12 protein-coding genes and 1 tRNA gene are annotated in these 18445 nt (G+C 71.7%); 8 read left to right on the top strand and 5 right to left on the bottom strand.

Going from position 1 to position 18445, the window contains the following annotated elements:
- Positions 1-1539, top strand: a 1539-nt coding sequence (locus tag M0R80_18880) for a FecR domain-containing protein (GenBank protein ID MCK9461699.1), incomplete at its 5' end; no start/stop codon positions are given.
- Positions 1536-2609 (top strand): choice-of-anchor L domain-containing protein, encoded by a 1074-nt coding sequence (locus M0R80_18875; GenBank protein ID MCK9461698.1) that lies wholly within the window; start codon positions 1536-1538, stop codon positions 2607-2609. The genes M0R80_18880 and M0R80_18875, both read left to right, overlap by 4 nt.
- Here M0R80_18875 and M0R80_18870 read toward each other — a convergent pair.
- Genes M0R80_18870 through M0R80_18860 form a run of 3 tightly spaced genes read right to left on the bottom strand, consistent with a single transcriptional unit; the run spans position 2599 to position 8059 of the window.
- Positions 2599-3942 carry a DUF4147 domain-containing protein gene (locus tag M0R80_18870; GenBank protein ID MCK9461697.1) on the bottom strand — a complete coding sequence of 448 codons (1344 nt, stop codon included), beginning with the start codon at positions 3940-3942 and terminating at the stop codon, positions 2599-2601. The genes M0R80_18875 and M0R80_18870 overlap by 11 nt on opposite strands.
- Complete coding sequence (locus M0R80_18865; GenBank protein MCK9461696.1) at positions 3939-7346, bottom strand: protein kinase; 3408 nt, start codon at positions 7344-7346, stop codon at positions 3939-3941. The genes M0R80_18870 and M0R80_18865 overlap by 4 nt, the downstream gene beginning before the upstream one ends.
- A gap of 2 nt (positions 7347-7348) precedes the next feature.
- On the bottom strand, positions 7349-8059 hold the full coding sequence (locus tag M0R80_18860; protein MCK9461695.1) for a glycosyltransferase family 2 protein: 711 nt from the start codon (positions 8057-8059) through the stop codon (positions 7349-7351).
- Between the two features lie 89 nt (positions 8060-8148).
- Between M0R80_18860 and M0R80_18855 the strand changes: the two genes are divergently transcribed.
- Positions 8149-10290 carry a DUF4139 domain-containing protein gene (locus M0R80_18855; protein MCK9461694.1) on the top strand — a complete coding sequence of 714 codons (2142 nt, stop codon included), beginning with the start codon at positions 8149-8151 and terminating at the stop codon, positions 10288-10290.
- A 204-nt stretch (positions 10291-10494) separates the two neighbouring features.
- Positions 10495-11163 (top strand): hypothetical protein, encoded by a 669-nt coding sequence (locus M0R80_18850; GenBank protein MCK9461693.1) that lies wholly within the window; start codon positions 10495-10497, stop codon positions 11161-11163.
- Positions 11164-11182: 19 nt separating this feature from the next.
- Here the strand turns inward: M0R80_18850 and M0R80_18845 are convergent, their stop codons facing one another.
- A complete protein-coding gene (locus M0R80_18845) occupies positions 11183-12745 on the bottom strand; it encodes a serine/threonine protein kinase (protein ID MCK9461692.1) in 1563 nt (520 codons plus the stop codon).
- A gap of 133 nt (positions 12746-12878) precedes the next feature.
- Here M0R80_18845 and M0R80_18840 point away from each other — a divergent pair.
- From M0R80_18840 to M0R80_18830, 3 genes are all read left to right on the top strand, one after another.
- Positions 12879-12951: transfer RNA gene (locus M0R80_18840), tRNA-Ala, on the top strand.
- 13 nt (positions 12952-12964) lie between these two features.
- Positions 12965-15154, top strand: a complete 2190-nt coding sequence (locus M0R80_18835; protein MCK9461691.1) for a DPP IV N-terminal domain-containing protein — start codon at positions 12965-12967, stop codon at positions 15152-15154.
- 296 nt (positions 15155-15450) lie between these two features.
- On the top strand, positions 15451-16068 hold the full coding sequence (locus M0R80_18830) for an isochorismatase family protein (GenBank protein ID MCK9461690.1): 618 nt from the start codon (positions 15451-15453) through the stop codon (positions 16066-16068).
- Here the strand turns inward: M0R80_18830 and M0R80_18825 are convergent.
- Positions 16065-17243 (bottom strand): GDSL-type esterase/lipase family protein, encoded by a 1179-nt coding sequence (locus tag M0R80_18825; protein ID MCK9461689.1) that lies wholly within the window; start codon positions 17241-17243, stop codon positions 16065-16067. The two genes, M0R80_18830 and M0R80_18825, sit on opposite strands and share 4 nt — an antisense overlap.
- A gap of 100 nt (positions 17244-17343) precedes the next feature.
- Here M0R80_18825 and M0R80_18820 point away from each other — a divergent pair, with 100 nt between their 5' ends.
- A complete protein-coding gene (locus tag M0R80_18820) occupies positions 17344-18390 on the top strand; it encodes a hypothetical protein (GenBank protein ID MCK9461688.1) in 1047 nt (348 codons plus the stop codon).
- Positions 18391-18445 lie beyond the last annotated feature (55 nt).

The raw sequence follows: 18445 nt of genomic DNA, 5'->3' as shown, positions 1-18445 counted from the left end.
GCGCTCGGGCGCTCCCTCTCGGCGGAAGAGCTCGCCCTGCGCGAGCGGCACGTCGCCCGATGCGCCGCGTGCCGGGTCGAGAGCGAGGTCGTCGCGCGACTCAAGAACACGGATCGGCCGGGACCCGCGCCGATCCTCGATGATCTGTCGCGGCGTCGCTGGATCGATCAGACCTTCGATCGGGCCGAGCGCGCGCTCGCCGAGGAGGTGGCGGAGCGCGCGGAGCGGCGGTTCCCGATCGTCCGCGTCGCGGCGATCGCCGCGGCCGTGATCCTCGCGGCGGGCGCGGCGTTCTACCTCGCCCGCGGGGAGGCGCCCGCCCCGACGGGCGCGTCCGCGATCCACCTCGCGACCCGCGCGGCGGGGAAGGTTCTCCTCGTTTCCGGCGAGGTGTCGGTGACCGCGGCGAGCGATCTCGAGGCGGGCGAGATAGGCGTGGGAGGCGGGATCGCCACCGGCGTCGGCGGCGCGATCGCGGCGCTGGAGGGAGGCGTCCTCGTCCGCCTCGCGCCGGAAACGTCGGTGAAGGTAGCGCGGTCCGATCCCGCGGCGTCCGAGCTGCGGCTCGAGCGGGGCGCCGTGTTCGTCTCCGTGGATCCGAACCGCAAGGGGCGGCGCTTCAGCGTGCTCGCGGGCGACCGCGCGATCCGCGTCACCGGGACGATCTTCTCGGTGGAGCGCGGCACGGCCGGCGACTCGGTGAGCGTGTTCCGCGGGAGCGTCGCGGTCGAGGGGCCGGACGGGATCCGCGCCGTGCGCCTCGGCGAGAGGCTCGCTTTCGGCGCGGCGAAGGTCGCGGTGGTGGGCGACGACGAGAAGGCCCGCGCTGAGGCCGACATGGACGCCATGAGTGCGCTCGCCCAGGACGGCGCCGCTTCGCTCGAGGTGGAGTCCCTGCCCGCCGGCGCGATCGTGTCGGTCGACGGCACCGCGCTCGGATCGACGCCGCTCCTCGCGTCGCTCAGGCCCGGCTACCGCCGGCTGGAGCTCAAGCGCGAGGGCCGAGAGTCGGTGCGCGAGCTCCTGCGGCTCGCCGAGGGCGCCAGGACGGCGCGCGTGTTCGACCTCGCGCTCGCGCCGGAGACGAAGGAGATCGAGAGCGCCGCCGCGACGTCCGCCGGACCGCCCGAGCGACCGGCCGCCGCGAGCGCGCCTCAGGTCCCGCCGCCGGAAGAGCTGCTCGCCACGGCGCGCGATCTGCGCGCGGCGAGGGACTTCAAGGGAGCCGTCGCGGCGTACGAGCGGCTCGTCGCCGCGTACCCGGGGACGCCGGTCGCCCGCGCGGCGCTCGTGACGCTCGGCCAGATCCAGCTCGAGCAGGGCGGCAACCCCGGCCGCGCCCTCGAGCTGTTCCAGAGGTACCTCGCGGCGCCCGGACCGGGGCCGCTCGCCCAGGAGGCGGCGTGGGGTGTCGCCCGCGCGCAGCGCGTCCTCGGCGACACGGCGGCGGAGCGAGTCGCGCTCGAGGCGTTCCTGCGCGACTTCGGCGCTTCCGGAAAGGCGCAGGGCGCCGCGGCGCGGCTCGCCGAGCTCCCATGATCCCCCGGGCCGCAACCCGCCTCCTGCTCGCGGCCGCGCTCGCGGCGCTCGGCTGCACCCGCACGACGGAGCTCGCGGACTGGGGCGACACGGGGGGGGAGGACGGCGGCGTCGACGACGTCATCGAGATGGACTGCAGCGCCTGCCCGGCCGAGGGCGCGGGCCTCGCCAACCTCCGGTGCGCGCTCGACCTGTGCGATCCCGACGTCGTGCTGAACGGCGACGGCGAGTACAGAGAGGTCACGACCTACAGGTTGGGAGTCGCCGACCAGACCTGCACGCTCGATGACACGCGCGAGGCGATCGCCCGGTTCGGCGACGCGACGAACGATCTCGAACCCCGGCTCAACGGCTCGTACGCCATCATGACGAGCGGCGACTGGGACGCCCCTCTGCACATGACTTCGTGCTCACCCGTGCCCGAAGAGGATTCCGGCACGGACGGCTACGAGTACGACAGCAATCCGGGCGCAGAGGGCGACGTGATGTATGACGCCGTGGAATGGAAGCTCCAGCTGCGCGCGCCCGAGGATGCCAAGTCGTTCAGCTTCAACTACGTTTTCTTCTCCATCGAGTACGACGATTTCATCTCGAGCGACGCCAACGACAAGTTCTACGCGGAGATCAAGGCGGCATCGACCAACGACGGTGAGGCAACGGTGATCAACTTCACGGCCTGTCGCGACGAAGAGGCGTACTTCGATTTCGAGTGCACGCCGGACATCGCCCTGACGCAGGGGTGCACCCAGGGCGTCAACTATTGCTATGTCGCGATCAACAGCGCCCTGTCCGAGTGCTGTTGGTACAACGACTGCCCGGACGGAACGGCAGAGACCTCGATCGAGGGCACCGGCTACGAGTGCGCCGGGAGCCAGCTGGAGGAAACATCGGAGCACGGATCCTCGACCGGCTGGCTGAGCACCCGTTGGCCGATCGACGGCGGCGAGGAGTTCACGCTCACGTTCCACATCCACGACACCATGGACAGCACGCGGGACTCGGCGGTGATCCTCGACGCGTTCCGGTTCTACAGGAAGTTCTCGAGCGGCGGCACCGTCGTCATCGAATAGCGTCCACCAGGACCAGCGCGAGATCCGCGGCGTTCGTGCGCGTCGGGCCCGTGCGGATGAGCGCGCCGGCCGCGTCGAGCGCCGTGAAGGAGTCGTTCTCCGCGAGCGCGGCGTTCGGATCGATGCCGGTCGCCCGGATCCTGCCGCAGGTCGTCGCATCGACCGCGGCGCCGGCCGCGTCGGTCGGCCCGTCCTGGCCGTCGGTGGAGACCGCGACCACGCACGCCCGCTCGCAGCCGCGTGCTTCGAGCGTGATCGCCGCCGCGAGCGCGAGCTCCTGGTTGCGCCCGCCCCGTCCCGTCCCCCGCACGGTCACCGTGGTCTCGCCGCCGTACACGAGGCACGCCGGGAGGCGCAGGGCGCCTTTGCCCCGTGAAATCGCGGCCGCGCGCGCCGCGAGCTCCCGGCCGCACTCCTTCGCCTCTCCGCGCAGATCCGCCGCCGCGACCTCCGTCGCGAAGCCGAGAGAGCGGGCTCTCTCGGCCGCGGCGTCGACGGCCGTGCGGTTGCCGGCCACGACAAGGTTGAGGACGCGATCGAACAAGGGATCCCCGGGCTTGGGCGTCTCGTCGATCGCCCCCGAAACGCCGAGTCGGAGCCGCTCGAGCACCGGGCCGGGGAACGCGGCCTCGAGCCCGAGCGCGCGAACGGCGGCGAGGGCGTCGCCGAACGTCGTCGGATCCGGCGCCGTGGGGCCGGACGCGATCGCGTCGAGCGGATCGCCGACGACGTCCGAGAGGATGAGCGCGACGACGCGTGCCGGGGCCGCGAGGCGGGCGAGCCGGCCGCCCGACAGGCGGGTGAGGTGCTTGCGCAACGCGTTCAGCCGAGCGATGTCCGCGCCGCCCAGGATGAAGGCGTCGCTCGCGTCGCGCAGGTCGTCGAGCGAGACGCCGTCGTCGGGCAGGGCGAGGAGCGACGACCCGCCGCCCGAGAGCAGCGCCACGACGAGATCCCGCTCGGCGCCGCCTGTGAGCAGGGCCACGATCTCGGCGGCAGCGCGCACGCCGTCCGCGTCCGGCAGAGGGTGGCCGCCCGCGCGGATCGCGACAGGCCCGACCGCGCCGCGGTCCTCGCCGTGGCCGCGCTTCGTGATCACGATCCCGCCGTCGATCCGGTCGCCGAGAAGATCGACGACGGCCTCGACCATCGGCACCGCGGCCTTCCCGCCGCCCACGATCCGGATCCGGGCCCCTGCGAGATCGACGGCCGCGCCGCCGACGTGCAGCGCCTCCCCGTCGAGCGAGACGGCGCGCCGGACGACGCGGTTTGGATCCACGGCGTCGAGCGCCGCGCGCCAGATGATCTCGGCGTTCTCGGCCGCCGGGGTCATTCGGCCGCTCCGGGCGTTGCGGGCACGAGCGTGAAGCCGTCGAGCGTCATCCCGCCGTCGCGTTGGGCCGCGGCGAGCAGCGCCTGCGGGTCCCTCTGCCCGAGCGCGAGGCCGAGATCGTACACCCGCGCCCGATCCGAGTCGCCGAAGACGATCGCGTCGCCCATCGGCGCGAAGTCGACCGCGACCGCGCTCTGCGTGCTCGCGAAGACGAACTCGAGCTTGCCCTTCTCGACCGACCACACCGCGACGACGCTGTCGTCGCCCGACACCACGACGCGCGTGCCGTCCGGGGAGAACCGCACGAGGTACAGGCCCGCCGCGCCTCGCGTGAGGCGCCGCGGTCGCGCGAGCTTCGACGCGTCGTCGAACAGGAGGAGCGAGCCGTCGAAGGCGCAGACCGCGAGCCGCTCGCCGTCCGGCGAGAAGTCCACCCCGGTCACGGGGTGCCCGCCGACCTCGAACGACGAGACGAGGGCGCCGGTCGCGGGATCGTGCACCCGCAGCCAGCCGTCGCCTCCGACCGTCGCGAGCCGCTCTCCGTCCGGCGAGAAGCGAACCCTCCGTACCGCGCCGTCATGCGCCGCGATCGAGCGCACCGGAGCTCCGTCGGGGAGGCTCCAGATCCGGACCGCCCCGTCGTTGCCGCCCGAGGCGAACCGCGCGCCGTTCGGGTGGACGTCGACGGTCCGGACGAACCCCTCGTGCCCGGCGATCGGCGTCGATGCCCCGGTCGTCGTGTCGAAGATGCGGATCATGCCGTCGTACCCCCCCGCCACGAGCCCCTTCCCGTCCGGGGTGAACGCGATCTGGGCCACGAGATCGCGGAACCCCTCGAGCGTGCGCACGAGCCTCCCCGTCTTCGCGTTCCAGAGGCGGACCGCGCCGTCCGCCCCCGAGGTGGCGATCTCGGCTCCCGACGGCGAGAACAGCGCGCTCCACAGGTAGCCCTGGCCGGGCACGAACAGCACGGGTGGCGGCTCCACGACGCGCCAGATCCGCACCGTGCCGTCCTCGCTCGCGGCCGCGACGCGCTCGCCGTCCGCCGAGACCGCGGCGCTCCATACCGCCCCCGTGAACCCCTCGGCCGCGGCGGCGAGCGACTGCGACGGGAGGTCGAAGATCCGGACCTCGCGGTCCCAGCTCGCGGTGAAAAGGCGCGCGCCGTCGTCGGAGAAGGCGGCGGCGAGCACCTCGTCGGCGTGGCCGCCCGCTACGAACCGCTCGACGCCGGTCGCGACGTCCCACACCCGCGCCGTCTTGTCGTAGCTCGCGGACGCGAGCATGGTGCCGTCTCTCGAGAACGCGACCCCGCGGATCACGGACGCGTGTCCGGCGAGGACGCGCGGCTCGCCCTGCCCGGAGGCGCGCCAGATCCGGACCGTTCGATCGCGGCCGCCCGAGGCGACGAGCGCGCCGTCCTCGGACACCGCGACGCCGTGCACCGGCCCGTCGTGGCCGCGCAACTCGAGGAGCTGCCTCCGCCCGGAGACGTCCCACGACCGCACCGTGCCGTCGTGTCCGCACGAGAAGAGCACGTCCCCCGTCGCGAACGCGACGTCGTAGACATCACCCGCGTGCCCCGCCAGCTCGGCGACCTTTCCGCCGCCGGTCGCGTCGAAGAGGCGTACGACGCCGTCCGCCCCGGCGCTGGCGAGGAGCTTCCCGTCGCGCGAGAAGGCGATCGCCCACGCCGCGCCCGTGTGCGCCTGGATCTTCCGCACGCGGCGCCCGTCTCCCACGCCCCAGATCTCGACGGCGCCGTCCTTCGCCGACGCAGCGACGCTTCGGCCGTCCGGGCTGAACGCGACGCGGTTGAGCGGGCCGCCGTGGACGAGCGTGCGCTCGTAGCGCAGGAACGCGTCCGCCGAGCCCCGGTAGGCGAGCGACAGCGCGCGCAGGGCGAGCGGATTCGCCTCCTTCGCCGCGAGCTCGAACCCCGCGTCGAACAGGGGCGTCTTCGGGAACGCCGGGTTGCGCTGGAGGGAGGCCGCGGCGTAGATCCGCGAGGCCGCGTACCGCCGCTCCCCGGCGAGCCGCTCCGCCTTCTCGGCCGCGCCCTCGGCGAAGTGGAAGCTCGAGAGCAGCCGTTCGCGGTGCTCCTCGGCGAGCGCCGTCTTCTCCCGCTCGGCGGCCATCTGGGCGCGCTGCCGTGCGTCCTTCTCGTGGCCGTACGACACCGCGACGAACACGAGCGCCGCGATCGTCACGGCGAACACGGCGCCGACGGCCGCGATCAGCCCCTTCTTGGCCTGGGCGAACCGCTTGAGGTGCTCCCATGCGCTGTACTCGTGGGCGTGCACGCGGCGGCCCGAGCGGAACGCCTCGACCTCAAAGGCGAGATCCTTCGCACACGCGTACCGCTGCGACTTGTCGCGCGTCAGCGCCTTGGCGCACACGGAGGCGAGCTCGCTCGGCACCGCCGGATCGAGCTCCTTTGCCGAGCGGATCTCCTCGGTGAGCACCCGGATCAGCACCTCGCGCGCCGAGCGCCCGACGAACGGCGGCCGCCCGGTCAAAATCTCGTACAGCATCGCGCCGAGCGACCAGACGTCCGACTTCGCGTCGATCGCGGTCACCTCGCCCATGGCCTGCTCCGGGCTCACGTACGCCGGGGTGCCCATGAAGCTCCCGTCGACCGTGAGGTCAGACGGGCCGGTCAGCTCCGCCGAGCTCGCGCCCGTCGGGAACGGCGGCGTCGACGCGCGGGGCTCGAGCGGGCCGGCGCCCTCGGCGATCGTCTTCGCGAGCCCCCAGTCGAGGACGAGCGTCTCGCCGAACTCGCCGAGCATGACGTTGTCCGGCTTCAGGTCGCGGTGGATGACGCCGTGGCTGTGGGCGAACGCGATCGCCTGGCACACGTCGACGAAGTGCGGCAGGAGCCGCAGGCGAAGGCCGAGCGTGGGCGCGCCGCGGAGCGCTTCCTTGAGCGTCGAGCCCCGGACGAGCCGCATCGTGTAGTAGAGCGTGCCGTCGTCGCGCTCGCCGAGCTCGTACACCGGGACGATGTTCGGGTGGATGAGCTGCGCAGTGACACGGGCCTCGCGCAGGAAGCGCGACACCTTGGCCGACGCGTAGCCGGAGGACCTCGCATCGGACTCGTCGAACAGGGCGTCCGGGTGCAGCTCCTTGACCGCGATCGTCCGGCCGAGGTGCTGATCGACGACCGACAGCACGCACCCGAAGCCGCCGCGCCCGATCTCCGACTTCTCGCGGTCGTCGTCGCTCAGTCGGTACCTCCCCGCGCACTCCGGCGTGACCGAGATCGCCGCTGGGACGGGCGGGCGATTGGCGCGGGCGGCGAGCGTCGGATCGTCCATCGCCACGGTGGGCGACTCGGCGCGCTGGCCGGCGGAGATAGCCGTGATCTCGGGCGCGGGATTGGGATCGCCGAATTCGGACATCGCTAGCTCCCGTGGCGCCGCGCGGCGCCGAACCGCGCCGCCTCCGCGGCGACGGCTGCGAGCTTGAGCGGGTGCAGGATCTTCGAGGCGCCGGATCTCCGCGGCGCGCAGCGCACGCCGGTCGTCGCCGCGCGCAGGCCCCGCTCCAGGCCGAGCGCGACGAGCGCGAAGCTGAAGAAGAACGTCTCGGCGTCGATCCGCGGTGCGATCTCCTTGGCCGCACCGGTCGGGAAGAGGTACAGCCCCTCGAGCTCGAACCGGATGCCTGCGGCGGCGCGAAGGTAGACGCGGAACGCGCGGCTCAAGGTCGCGCGCAGGGCGGACTCGCGGCCGTTCTCGTAGATCGACAGCACGATCTCCGCGCGATCGAGCAGCGGGAGCAGCCTCCCTATCTCCGCCATGGCGATCTGGCCGTCCGCGGCGTTGAACACGAAGTGCGCCTTCGTCGCCGCGCGGATCGCCGACGAGATGCCGGCGCCCATGCCGCGGTTGCGGCGGTGGGTCAGGACGCGGATCCGCGGATCCGCCTCGGCCGCGGCCCGTGCGACGGCGGCGGTCCCGTCCGTGCTGCCGTCGTCGACGACGACGATCTCCCAATCGTCGAGCGCCCTCGAGAGGAACTCGACCGCCTCGCGGATCGCGGCGCCGAGGTTGCCTTCCTCGTTGAACGCGAGGATGGCGAGCGTGAGGGACGGCTTCGGCGCTCTCGGCATGGGCGGAGTATACAGCCCGCCGCGCGGTCGAGGAACATTCCCCGCGTCGCGGTGTCCTCTCTCCGGAGGGCGGCGAACAGGAGGGCAGCATGCGCGCGACGAAGATCGGCACGACTTCACTCATCGTCCTCGCCTATTCGATCGCCTTCGCCGGCCCGGCCGGCGGCGCACCGAAGGCGAAGACGCTCGAGACGTCCCGCGTCACGATCTACGACTGTGGCCTCGCGCAGATCGAGCGCCAGGCCCAGATCGACGGCGCCGCGCGGCTCGAGCTCGGCGTGAGCTTGAGCAACCTCGACGACCTCCTCGCCTCGCTCGTCGTGGCCACGGACGGCACGGTGCAGGTGCGCAGCGCGAGCTACCCGCGCGTCCTGAACCTCGCGCAGGCCGCGGCCGCGAGCGGCCTCGGGATGGCGCTCTCCGAGGGCGGCGACGGCGTGGCGCTCCCGGCCGAGATCGCGGATCTGACCGCCAAGCTCGCAGGGACCCGCGTCGAGATCGCGAGGCGCGACGGCGGGCGCCTCTCGGGCGCGGTGCTCGCGGTGGCCGCGGGGGCACCCCGCGCGGCGGTCGCCGGGGCGGACGGCGCCGCGCAGCCCGTGCCGCGGGACGACGTCGCAATCGTGACCGACGACGGCGCGATCGCTTTCGTGCCGCTCGAGGAGATCGCGTCGATGCGCCCCTCGAGCGCGCTCGAGGCCTCGGCGCTCGGCGATCTCGCCTCCCGTCTCGGCCGCGCGTCGGGCACGAGCCCCTCGCCGGTCGTCCTCGAGGTCGCCCCGGCCTCCCGCGGCAGGCTCGCCGTGAGCTACATCCAGGAGGCGCCCCTGTGGCGGATGTCCTACCGGGTCGTGGTCCGCAAGGGGAAGCTCTCCGTGGAGTCATGGGCGATTGTCCACAACGACACCTCGGAGGACTGGCGCGACGTCGAGCTGACGCTCGTTTCCGGCCTGCCGCGATCGTACGTCGCGTCGATCGCGTCGCCGCGCTACGCCTCCCGGGAGCTGCACACCGACGAGGTGGGCGAGATGACGCCGCAGATCGGCGTCCGGACCGCGGACGCGCTCCTCTACGGCTTCTCCGCGTACCAGCTCGAGGGCGCGGGCGGAATCGGGATGTCCGGGATCGGCTACGGAGGCGGGGGAACGGGTTCGGGCGTGGGCTACGGCAGCGCCGCGGGCAGGATCGGCGTCGGGGCCAGCGCACCGGCCGAGTCGGAGAGCTCGCTCATCGAGGTCGGAGAGCCCGCGGCCGCGGTCGAGGCCGAGGCCCGGGTCGAGGGCGAGATCGCGACGTACCGCGCCTTGAACCAGGTGACGATCCCGGCCGGCACCTCGGCCGCCGTGCCGGTGCTGCGGCGCGAGCTTCCGGGCGAGGTGTTCACGCTGCTCGAGGACGGCCGGGCGCCCGCGACCTGCTCGCGCGTCGAGAACGGCACCGGCCTCGTGCTCCAGGCGGGCATGGCGAGCTTCTACGTGGACGGGCGTTTCCGCGGCGAGGCGGCGCTCGAGCGCACGCAGCCCGAGGAGATCGGCGTGTGGTGCTTCGGCGAGGATCCGGACATCTCGTTCTCCGTGTCGTCGCAGGAGGAGATGGCGCCTGAGCTGCTCGAGTGGCGCGGCGGCCAGCTCTACGCCCACGGCAAGAAGCGGACGGAGCTCGAGTTCTCCGTGGACAACGCCGCAGGACAGGCGCGGCTCGTCGCTCTCGACGTGCGCCACCTCCGGAACGGCAGGATCACGACGCCCGGCCGCATCGTCGAGGGGGACGCGACGGGGCGATCGTTCTTCCTCGTCGAGGCGCCGGCGCGCACCGAAGAGCTTCACGCGGTGTCGATCGAGGAGGGCGTGCGCCAGCCGGTCCCTCTCGAGATCGCGCGCCTCGCCGAGCTCGAGGGCGCGGAGGCGATCCCGGACGCGCAGCGCAGGGCCGTGGCAGACGCGCGGGCGTTCCTCGTGAAGGAGAGGCAGCTCGAGGTTGAGGCGGCGCGCCTCGAGGTCGAGGCGCAGGCGGCCGACAAGCGCGCGGCCGAGCTCAAGGCGACCCTCGAGTCCGTACCCCCGATCAAGGGCAAGCTGCGCGAAGTGGACAGGATCCTCGCGGAGATCGGCGCTGTCCAGAAGAAGGCCACCGAACTGCGCGCCCAGGCGTCCGCTGCCGTGAAGCGCGCGGTCAAGGCGCGCGAGAGCGCCGAGAACCGCCTCGCAGCGATCCCAACGGTGAAGAAGTAGGGTGAGGCTCGCCTCACCCTCCGTTTCGTGGCACACGGTGGCACAACCTCGCGAGGGGATGAAATGTGCCAATGATTCGGAATGTCAGACGAATGTCGGCGTCACGGCAGGGCGGCATCGCCTGGCACACCCGTTGCAGCCATTTGAGACGGGAAGGGGCGTCCGCGACGCGGTAGGATCGCCGAAGATGAAGAGGAGAAGGCGATGTCGAATGCGATTGCCCGTTGGTCATTGATCGCGATCCTCGTTCCGCTCGCCCTGCTCGTCGGCTGCAGCGGTGACGAGGCGGGAGAAACTCCCGACGGCTCGGCGGACACGGATACGGATACGGATTCGGATGCAGGTGCGGACGCGGGCGACCTGTGTGTGGACGCCTTCGACGTCACGCAGCCCTCGCCGGACGGCGGGGCGGATATCCCGACCGGGATCGAGCAGTGCGCGGACGGGAGCCAGCACAGGTACGCTGCGATCGCCTGCACGGACGTCGCCGTGAGCGACGGATGCGACGAGCCAAGCTGCAACGACGGATGCGCTCCCGGTCAAACGTGCCACGGCACCTACTATGGTGATTGCGTTTGTATCACGCCTTGCGCGAGCGACGCCGACTGCTCGGCCGACGAGGCGTGCCTGTGCGAGGAGGCCGGGGCTTATGTCACGCGTTGTGTGCCTGCCGACTGCCGCACGGACGCGGATTGCGGATCCTTCGAGTGCGGGGTCAGCCGCGGGACCTGTAGTGGGGCCAACCGTCTGGCGTGCCGGACCACCACCGATGGCTGCCACGGCTATGAGCAGTGCGGCGGAAATTCTTACTTCTGCGGCTACAACGACGAGTCCACGCACTGGGAATGCTTCGAGATCCTGGACTGCGAGTGAAGCGCGCTGCCGGTCTGGCCTATCGACCCCGCTTGAGCCTGAGCAAGAGCACGACGATCGCCCCGGCCGCGGCCGCGATCCCGGCGAGGAGGAGGCTGTAGCCCGGCCCGGACGACGACACGGCGTGGTGCAGCAGCACGCCGCAGGCGAACCGGATCACGAGCGCCGCGAAGCCGTAGGCTGCGAGCGCGATGATCGCCGCGTTCCTCAGCACGCGCGCGAGCTCGACCGCGCGGGCCGAGTTCGACCAGACGCCGCGGATCACCTTGCGCAGGATGAAGACGAGCGGCGTGGCCACCGCAGCGAGCACGCCGACGAGGATCAGGATCCCCTCGGCCGAGGTGACGTCCTTGCCCTTGATCGCTCTCACGCCCGACGCGGCGGCGTCGGCGAGCGCGAGCACGGCGCACGCGAACGCGACCACCCCGACAGCGACGATCGTCGGCCGCGCAGCGCGGGCCTCCTTGCGCGACCTCTCGATCTCGGCCACCGCCGCGGTCCGTTCGGCCGAGGATCGCGCCCGCCGCGGCAACGCCGGGCCGGCGACCGTGAGCTCCGCGAGCCCCTCTCCCGTGTCGAACGGCGCGAGCGCGGCGTCGAAGTCGGCCATCGTCGCGTAGCGCTCGGACGGCCGCTCGGCCATCGCCTTCTGGATCACGATCTCGAGCGCCTCGGGCAGGTTCGGGTCGATGGAGCGCGGCCGCGCCGGGGTCGTGGTGAGCAGCGCGCTGATCGTGGCCGCCGCCTCGACGCCCTCGAACGGGCGGGCGCCGGTCGCGAGCCTGTAGAGCACGGCGCCGAGCGAGTAGATGTCGGTGCGCAGGTCGACCTTGTCGCCGCGCGCCTGCTCCGGCGACATGTACGCCGGCGTGCCGAGCACCGAGCCGGTCTGCGTGAGCGCCGCGCCCAAGCTCTCGTCGACCTTGGAGATGCCGAAGTCGAGGATCTTCACGTGCGGCGCGCCGGAGGTGCCGACGACGAACAGGTTCTCGGGCTTGACGTCGCGGTGCACGACGCCCTGAGCGTGCGCCGCCTCGAGCGCCCGGGCGGCCTGCCGCACGATGCCCACCGCGGCCGGGACGCCGAGCTTGCCCGTGCGCTTCACGACGTCGCCGAGATCCGACCCGTCGAGGCGCTCGTACGCGATGAACGGCCGGCCGTCCGGCACGTGGCCGACGTCGTGCACGGCCACGACGCCCGGGTGCCCGATCTGCGCCGCCGCCGTCGCCTCCCGCTCGAAGCGCGCGACGATCTCCGGGAAGCGGGCGAGATCCGCGTTCAGCACCTTGAGCGCGAGCCGCCGCGAACGGATGCGGCGGTGGATCGCCTCGTACACCCGCGCCATGCCGCCCTCTCCGATGCACGAGGTGATCTCGTACGTCGCGTTGATCACGGCGCCGATCAACGGATCCCCGTCGCCCGCCACCGCCTCGCCGAGCGCAGCGCCGTCGCGCGGGCACAGCTTGAAGTCGGGTGGGAAACGCTCGCCGCAGGTCGGACAGCTCCGCATCGCCTGGGCGGCCGCCGGGGCGCCGGCCTCGGTCAGGATGGTCGGATCGAACGCGTTCGATGGAGCGGACATCGCGGGTGAGTCTACAGGCCGCGCGACCGCCGAACAAGTGAGCCCGGCAGGGGAAAAAATGACTTGTCGCTCGAGTCGGGGGGCATATAATCCCCCTCCGCCCGGCCAGCCGGCTCGCCGGGCGTTGACGACCGGGGCAGTAGCTCAACTGGGAGAGCGCCGCGTTCGCAACGCGGAGGTCGTGGGTTCAAGTCCCATCTGCTCCACCGAAACCAAACCATGAAAAAGAACATCCGCCATGTCGCGCTCGCGCTGGCCGTCGCGGTCGGCGCCTGCGGCGGTCGTCCCCCCGCCACGCCGCCGCACTGCCTGAAGGATCTCGCGATCGAGAGCGTGGACGTCGACCCCGAGATGGAGCGGATCTTCGGGAGGGTGCCGATCACGGGCCGCGTCCCCACCGGCCTCGCCTGGTCCCCGGACGGCGCGCGGCTGGCGTTCTTGCGGGCCCAGGAATCCGGCGGAGGGAGCAGGGGCCTGTGGATCGCGGAGATCGGGGCGAAGCAGGAGCAGCCGATCGTGGTCGGCGACGGTCGTTCCGTGGAGGAGCACGCGTGGCTCTCCGCGTCGCGGCTCGCGGCGATTGTCGACGGAGACGTGTACGCGGTCGACCTCGCGGGCGAGGCCGAGCGGCTGACCGCGACGGAGGCCCCGGAGGCGAGCCTCGCGGCCGCGCCGGACGGCAGGCGGATCGCCTATACCCGCGACAACGACGTTTATATTTACGATCTCGGGACGCGGGGCGAACGAGCGGTCACGCGGGGCGGCAAGCCGTCGATGTACTTCGGCGGCGTCACCTGGGTGATGGGCGAGGAGTTCGGGACCGAGAAGGGGCTCGGGTGGTCCCCGGACGGCAAGAAGCTCTGGTTCTACGCCGTCGACGAGTCGAGGACCGGCCACGTGCGGATCCCGGACGATCTGGCCGGCACCTCCCGCGCGCAGGCCTACCCGCGGCCGGGCGAGCCGAACCCGGACGTCCGCATCGGGATCGCGGACGTCTCGCGCGCCGGCGCGATCGCGCCCGTCTGGATCGACACCGGCGCGGAGAGGGACATCTACCTGCCGCGCGTCACCTGGTTCCCCAAGTCGGATCGGGTCGCCGTGATCCGGATCGACAGGCTCCAGACCGTGCTCGAGCTCCTCGGCTGCGGCGCCGAGACCGGGGCGTGCGCGCGGATCCTCGAGGAGCGCGATCCGCGCTGGGTGAACCTCCTCGGCGAGCCGCGGTTCGTCTCGGACGGCGCGAAGTTCCTCTGGCTGAGCGAGCGCGACGGCTTCGCGCACGTCTACCTCGTCGGCGCGGACGGGGTCGTCGAGCGGCGGCTCACGAGCGGGAAATGGACCGTGTCCGAGATCGCGGGCGTCGACGAGAAGGACGGCGTCGCCTACTTCACGGCCAACGTCGAGAGCCCGGTGTCGTACGGCGTGTTCCGCGTGCCCCTCGCGGGCGGCGACGCGGTGCGGGTGTCGGCCGAGGGCGGCGTGCACCGCCCGCTGTTCTCGGCGGCGGGCACCGTCTACGCCGACACGCACTCCGCGCTCGACCTGACGCCGCGGGTCGACGTGATCGCGCCCGGCGACGACGACGAGGACGCGCCGCCCTTTACCGTCGCCGCGGCCGATCTCGCGCCGTACGCGCGGGAGGACGTCGCGAACGACCTGTACCCGATCGAGAAGGCGGACGGCACCGAGCTGTGGTGCCACGTCACGCGCCCCGCGGCGTTCAATCCCGAGGTGCGCTACCCGGTCATCGTGTACGTGTACGGCGGCCCCGGCGTGCAGACGGTCCGGGACGCCTTCCACCCGTCGATGCAGCCGTGGCGGGATCTGCTCGCCGCGCGCGGGTTCGTCGTGTTCACCGTGGACGGCCGCGGGGGCGCCGGGCGGGGGCGCGACTTCGAGACGCCGATCCACCTGCGGCTCGGCGCCGCGGAGATCGAGGACCAGCTCGCGGCGCTCGACTACCTGAAGGATCAACCCTATGTCGATTCGATGCGCGTCGGGGTGTTCGGCTGGTCGTACGGCGGCACGATGGCGATAGCGCTCCTCGCGAAGGGCGGCGGCGCCTTCCGCGCGGGCGCGGCGGTCGCGCCGGTGATCGACTGGCAGGAGTACGACACGGCGTACACGGAGCGCTACATGCAGCGGCCGGAGGACAACCCGGAGGGCTACGCGGCCTCCTCGCTCCTCGGCGCGGCGGGAGAGCTCGACGCGCCCTTGCTGCTCGCGCACGGGCTCGCCGACGACAACGTCCACTTCGTCGGCACGGCGCGGTTCGTCGACGCGCTCGTCGAGGCGGGCAAGGCGTTCGAGCTGCACCTCTACCCGGGCCAGAGCCACGGGCTCAGGGGCGGCAAGACCCGCGCCCACGTGTTCTCCGCGATCACTCGGTTCTTCGAACGGAGGCTGTAGGCTGGCCCAGGCGCCCGGGCTCCAAATCGATGAGTGGTCAGAGCGGTCAGCGTGTCGTAACCCTCCGATTTCCAATTTGCGCGACCCCAGGGGAGACAACGCCCCGCAACGCCCGTGATCGCGGGCATCAGCCCGTACGGCGTTCCGAACGGGCCTCTGCAGAAAGAACCGGCCAATCCGAAATTGGAAATTGGAAGGTTACGACACCTTCGGGCCGGCCCGGCGCGTCTTGACACCGCCCGCCGCGCGATGGATCGTGCGGCACGCGGCGCGACGCCGCGCGAAGGAGGACTGCGATGCACGACGCACCGAATCCCCACACGCACGACGACGACGAAGATCTCGACGACCTCGACGGGTCGTTCCTGTTCGACCCGGACACGGCGGGCCTGCTCGTCGTGGACATCCAGGAGAAGCTCTGGCCGTTCATCCACGACAAGGAGAACGTCCTCGAGCGGGCGCTCCAGGCGATCGAGGTGGCCGGCCGCCTCGAGCTGCCGATCCTCGTGACCGAGCAGTACGTGAAGGGGCTCGGCGCCACGATCCCCGAGGTGCGGGCCGCGCTCGAGAAGGTCGGCGCGTACACGCCTATCGAGAAGGTCGCGTTCTCGTGCTTCGGCGAGCCCGCGTTCGAGGCGGCGTTCGCCGAGTCCGGGATCGAGACGCTCGCGCTCGTCGGGATCGAGGGGCACGTGTGCGTCATGCAGACCGCCCTCGAGGCGCTCGATCGCGAGATCGACGTCTTCTACATCGCAGAGGCGGTCGGGTCGCGCGATCCGCGCCACAAGGAGGAGGCGGTCCGGCGCGTCCTCCACTGCGGCGCGGTGGTCGGTTCGGTGGAGATGTTCGCATTCGAGGCGATGCGCGGCTCCAAGCACCCGGCGTTTCGCGCGGTGCAGAAGGTGATCCTCTAGTTCCGCTTCCAGCCGAGTCTCGTCTCGATCAGCTTCGCGAGCTCGTCCGCCATGCGCCGATGCGGCGCGAGGCTCGGGTGAAACTGGCACCCGGCGCCCTCCGCGGGATTGGACCAGAATTCGATCGCCTCGATCTTGGCGTCCCCCCGCGCTCGCCCCTCGGCGAGGGTCGCCTGGATCGCGTTTCGGGCGAGGGTGCGGAAGTCGATCTTGCCCTCGTCGAACAGCATCGGCCCGAGCGCCAGCACGAGGAGCGCCTCGGGGTGGAGCTCCCGAAGACGCGCGACGAACGCGGTGTAGGCGGCGCGGAACTCGGCGTCGGGTGGGGCGGTGCGCGCGAAGTCGTTCGTGCCGAGGTTGAGCACGACGACGTCCGGCTGGACGGCGAAGTCGTACCTCGAGCCCTTGACGCCTGGCAGGACGCGCTCGTAGAGCTCCGGGAGCGTCTCGGTGTCCGCGAGATCGTCGTTGCGCAACACGCCCTTGCCCATCCACGCCGCGATCCAGACGTCGGCGCCGAGCTCTTGCGCGGCGAGCGCGCCGTAGGCCTGCGTCGCGTCCTCGGTCGCGGCCGAGAACGGGCAGTCGGCGTTTTTTCCGAGCACGCCGAAGCCGGTGCTGATCGAATCGCCGACGATCTCGATGGTCCGCGGCGGCGCCGCGGGCCGCGAGCCGAGAGAGGCTCCCGGATCGAGGATGATCCCGCGCAGCCCGATCGCCCCCACCTCGGCCGAGGTCCGCTTCGCGACCGAAACCTCGTGCGCACCCTTCGGGAGGTTGCGCGCGACTTCGTAGATCCGGCGGCCCTGGGAGAGCCTGGCCGGATCGAGGCGCGTGCCGTCGAGCGCGATCACGAGCCAGTCATCGTCCGGCGTGCCGTCCACGAGCGCCTCGTCCTCGAGGTCGAGGGCGAGAGAGGTGCCCGTGAAGCGGAAGGAGAGCCCGACCGCGGACCACGCGGCGCGCGCGACCTCGGGATCGGAAGTGTCCCAGCGCCCGACCCAGCGGATGCCGGGATTGGTCGGCGCCACGACGACCGGGATCGGGGCCGGGTCGCTGCTGGGTGGAATCTGCGTTCGGGAGCCGTCGCACGCGCCGAGCGCCGCGCAGACGGCGACCGCGATCGCGACGAGGAGGCTCGCTCGCGGTGTCGGACGAGGGATCCGGGCGTTCATCCCGGACATTCTACAGGAAGAGGCGCACCGCGGGGGGTCTGTGTTACAATAAAAGCGGCGATGGCAATGGACGAACGCCGGGGCGTTCAAGGGGGAGAGCATGCGAGCCATTTCGACCGCGATCACCGTGGCGCTCTGCGCGGCGCTCTCGAGTTGTGCCGGGCTGGAGGGAACGGCGGACGAGTTCGAGGCGAGCGATGCCGACTCGGACTCCGATTCCGATTCCGATTCGGATTCCGATTCCGACGCGGATTCCGATACGGACGGTGATGCGGACAGCGATACCGACACGGACAGCGATTCCGACACGGACACGGACACGGATACGGACGCCGACACCGACACGGACACCGACGCGGACACCGATGCCGACACCGATACCGACACGGACGCCGATGCGTGTCCGTACTCCTGCTATACGGTCGGCGTGTGCGCGCTGGTCGGCGCGGTTCACGACGAGTACGGCTGCGTCGATGTCGACGACGTCTGCTGCGAGGTCGGCGGCTCGGACACGGATACGGATACGGACGCGGACACGGATACGGACGCGGACACGGATACGGACGCGGACACGGACGCGGATCCCTATTGCGGAGACACCGCCTGCAACGGGGGCGAGACCACCTGTAGCTGCACCCAGGACTGCGGGACGTCCTGCGGCGACACGTGCTGCAACGGGACAGAGAACCCCGGCAACTGCTACCCCGACTGCGGGACGACCTGCGGCGACGGCTACTGCGTGAGCGCCGCGAGCGAGACCACCTGCACGTGCACCCAGGACTGCGGGACGTACTGCGGCGACGGGTGCTGCAACGGCACCGAGAGCTCCTCGACGTGTCCGTCCGATTGCGGCAGCTCGACGGGCGACTGCTGCGTGGTTCACAGCGGAACCGGCTGCACGATTCCGTCGATCTCGTCCTGTGTGTGCTCCTACGACTCCTACTGCTGCGCGACGTCATGGGACAGCCTCTGCGTCAGCGAGGTGGAGTCGTACGGGTGCGGGGATTGCGGCGGAGGGGGAGACCCCTCCCTGTCGTGCGACTCGTCCGAGTGCGGCTCGAGCGGCGGCTCGTGCTACTGCGACTCCTACTGCGTGACCGCCGGCGACTGCTGCTGGAACGCCTGTTCGGTCTGCGGGTACTGCTAGGAAGGGAATGGACCTAATGGACGCGGTGGACGAAATGGACAGGTAGAAGGGCTGG

The sequence above is a fragment of the Pseudomonadota bacterium genome, assembly GCA_023229365.1.
GTDB lineage: Bacteria > Myxococcota_A > Polyangia > JAAYKL01 > JAAYKL01 > JALNZK01.
This window is presented reverse-complemented; position numbering and strand designations above follow the sequence as displayed.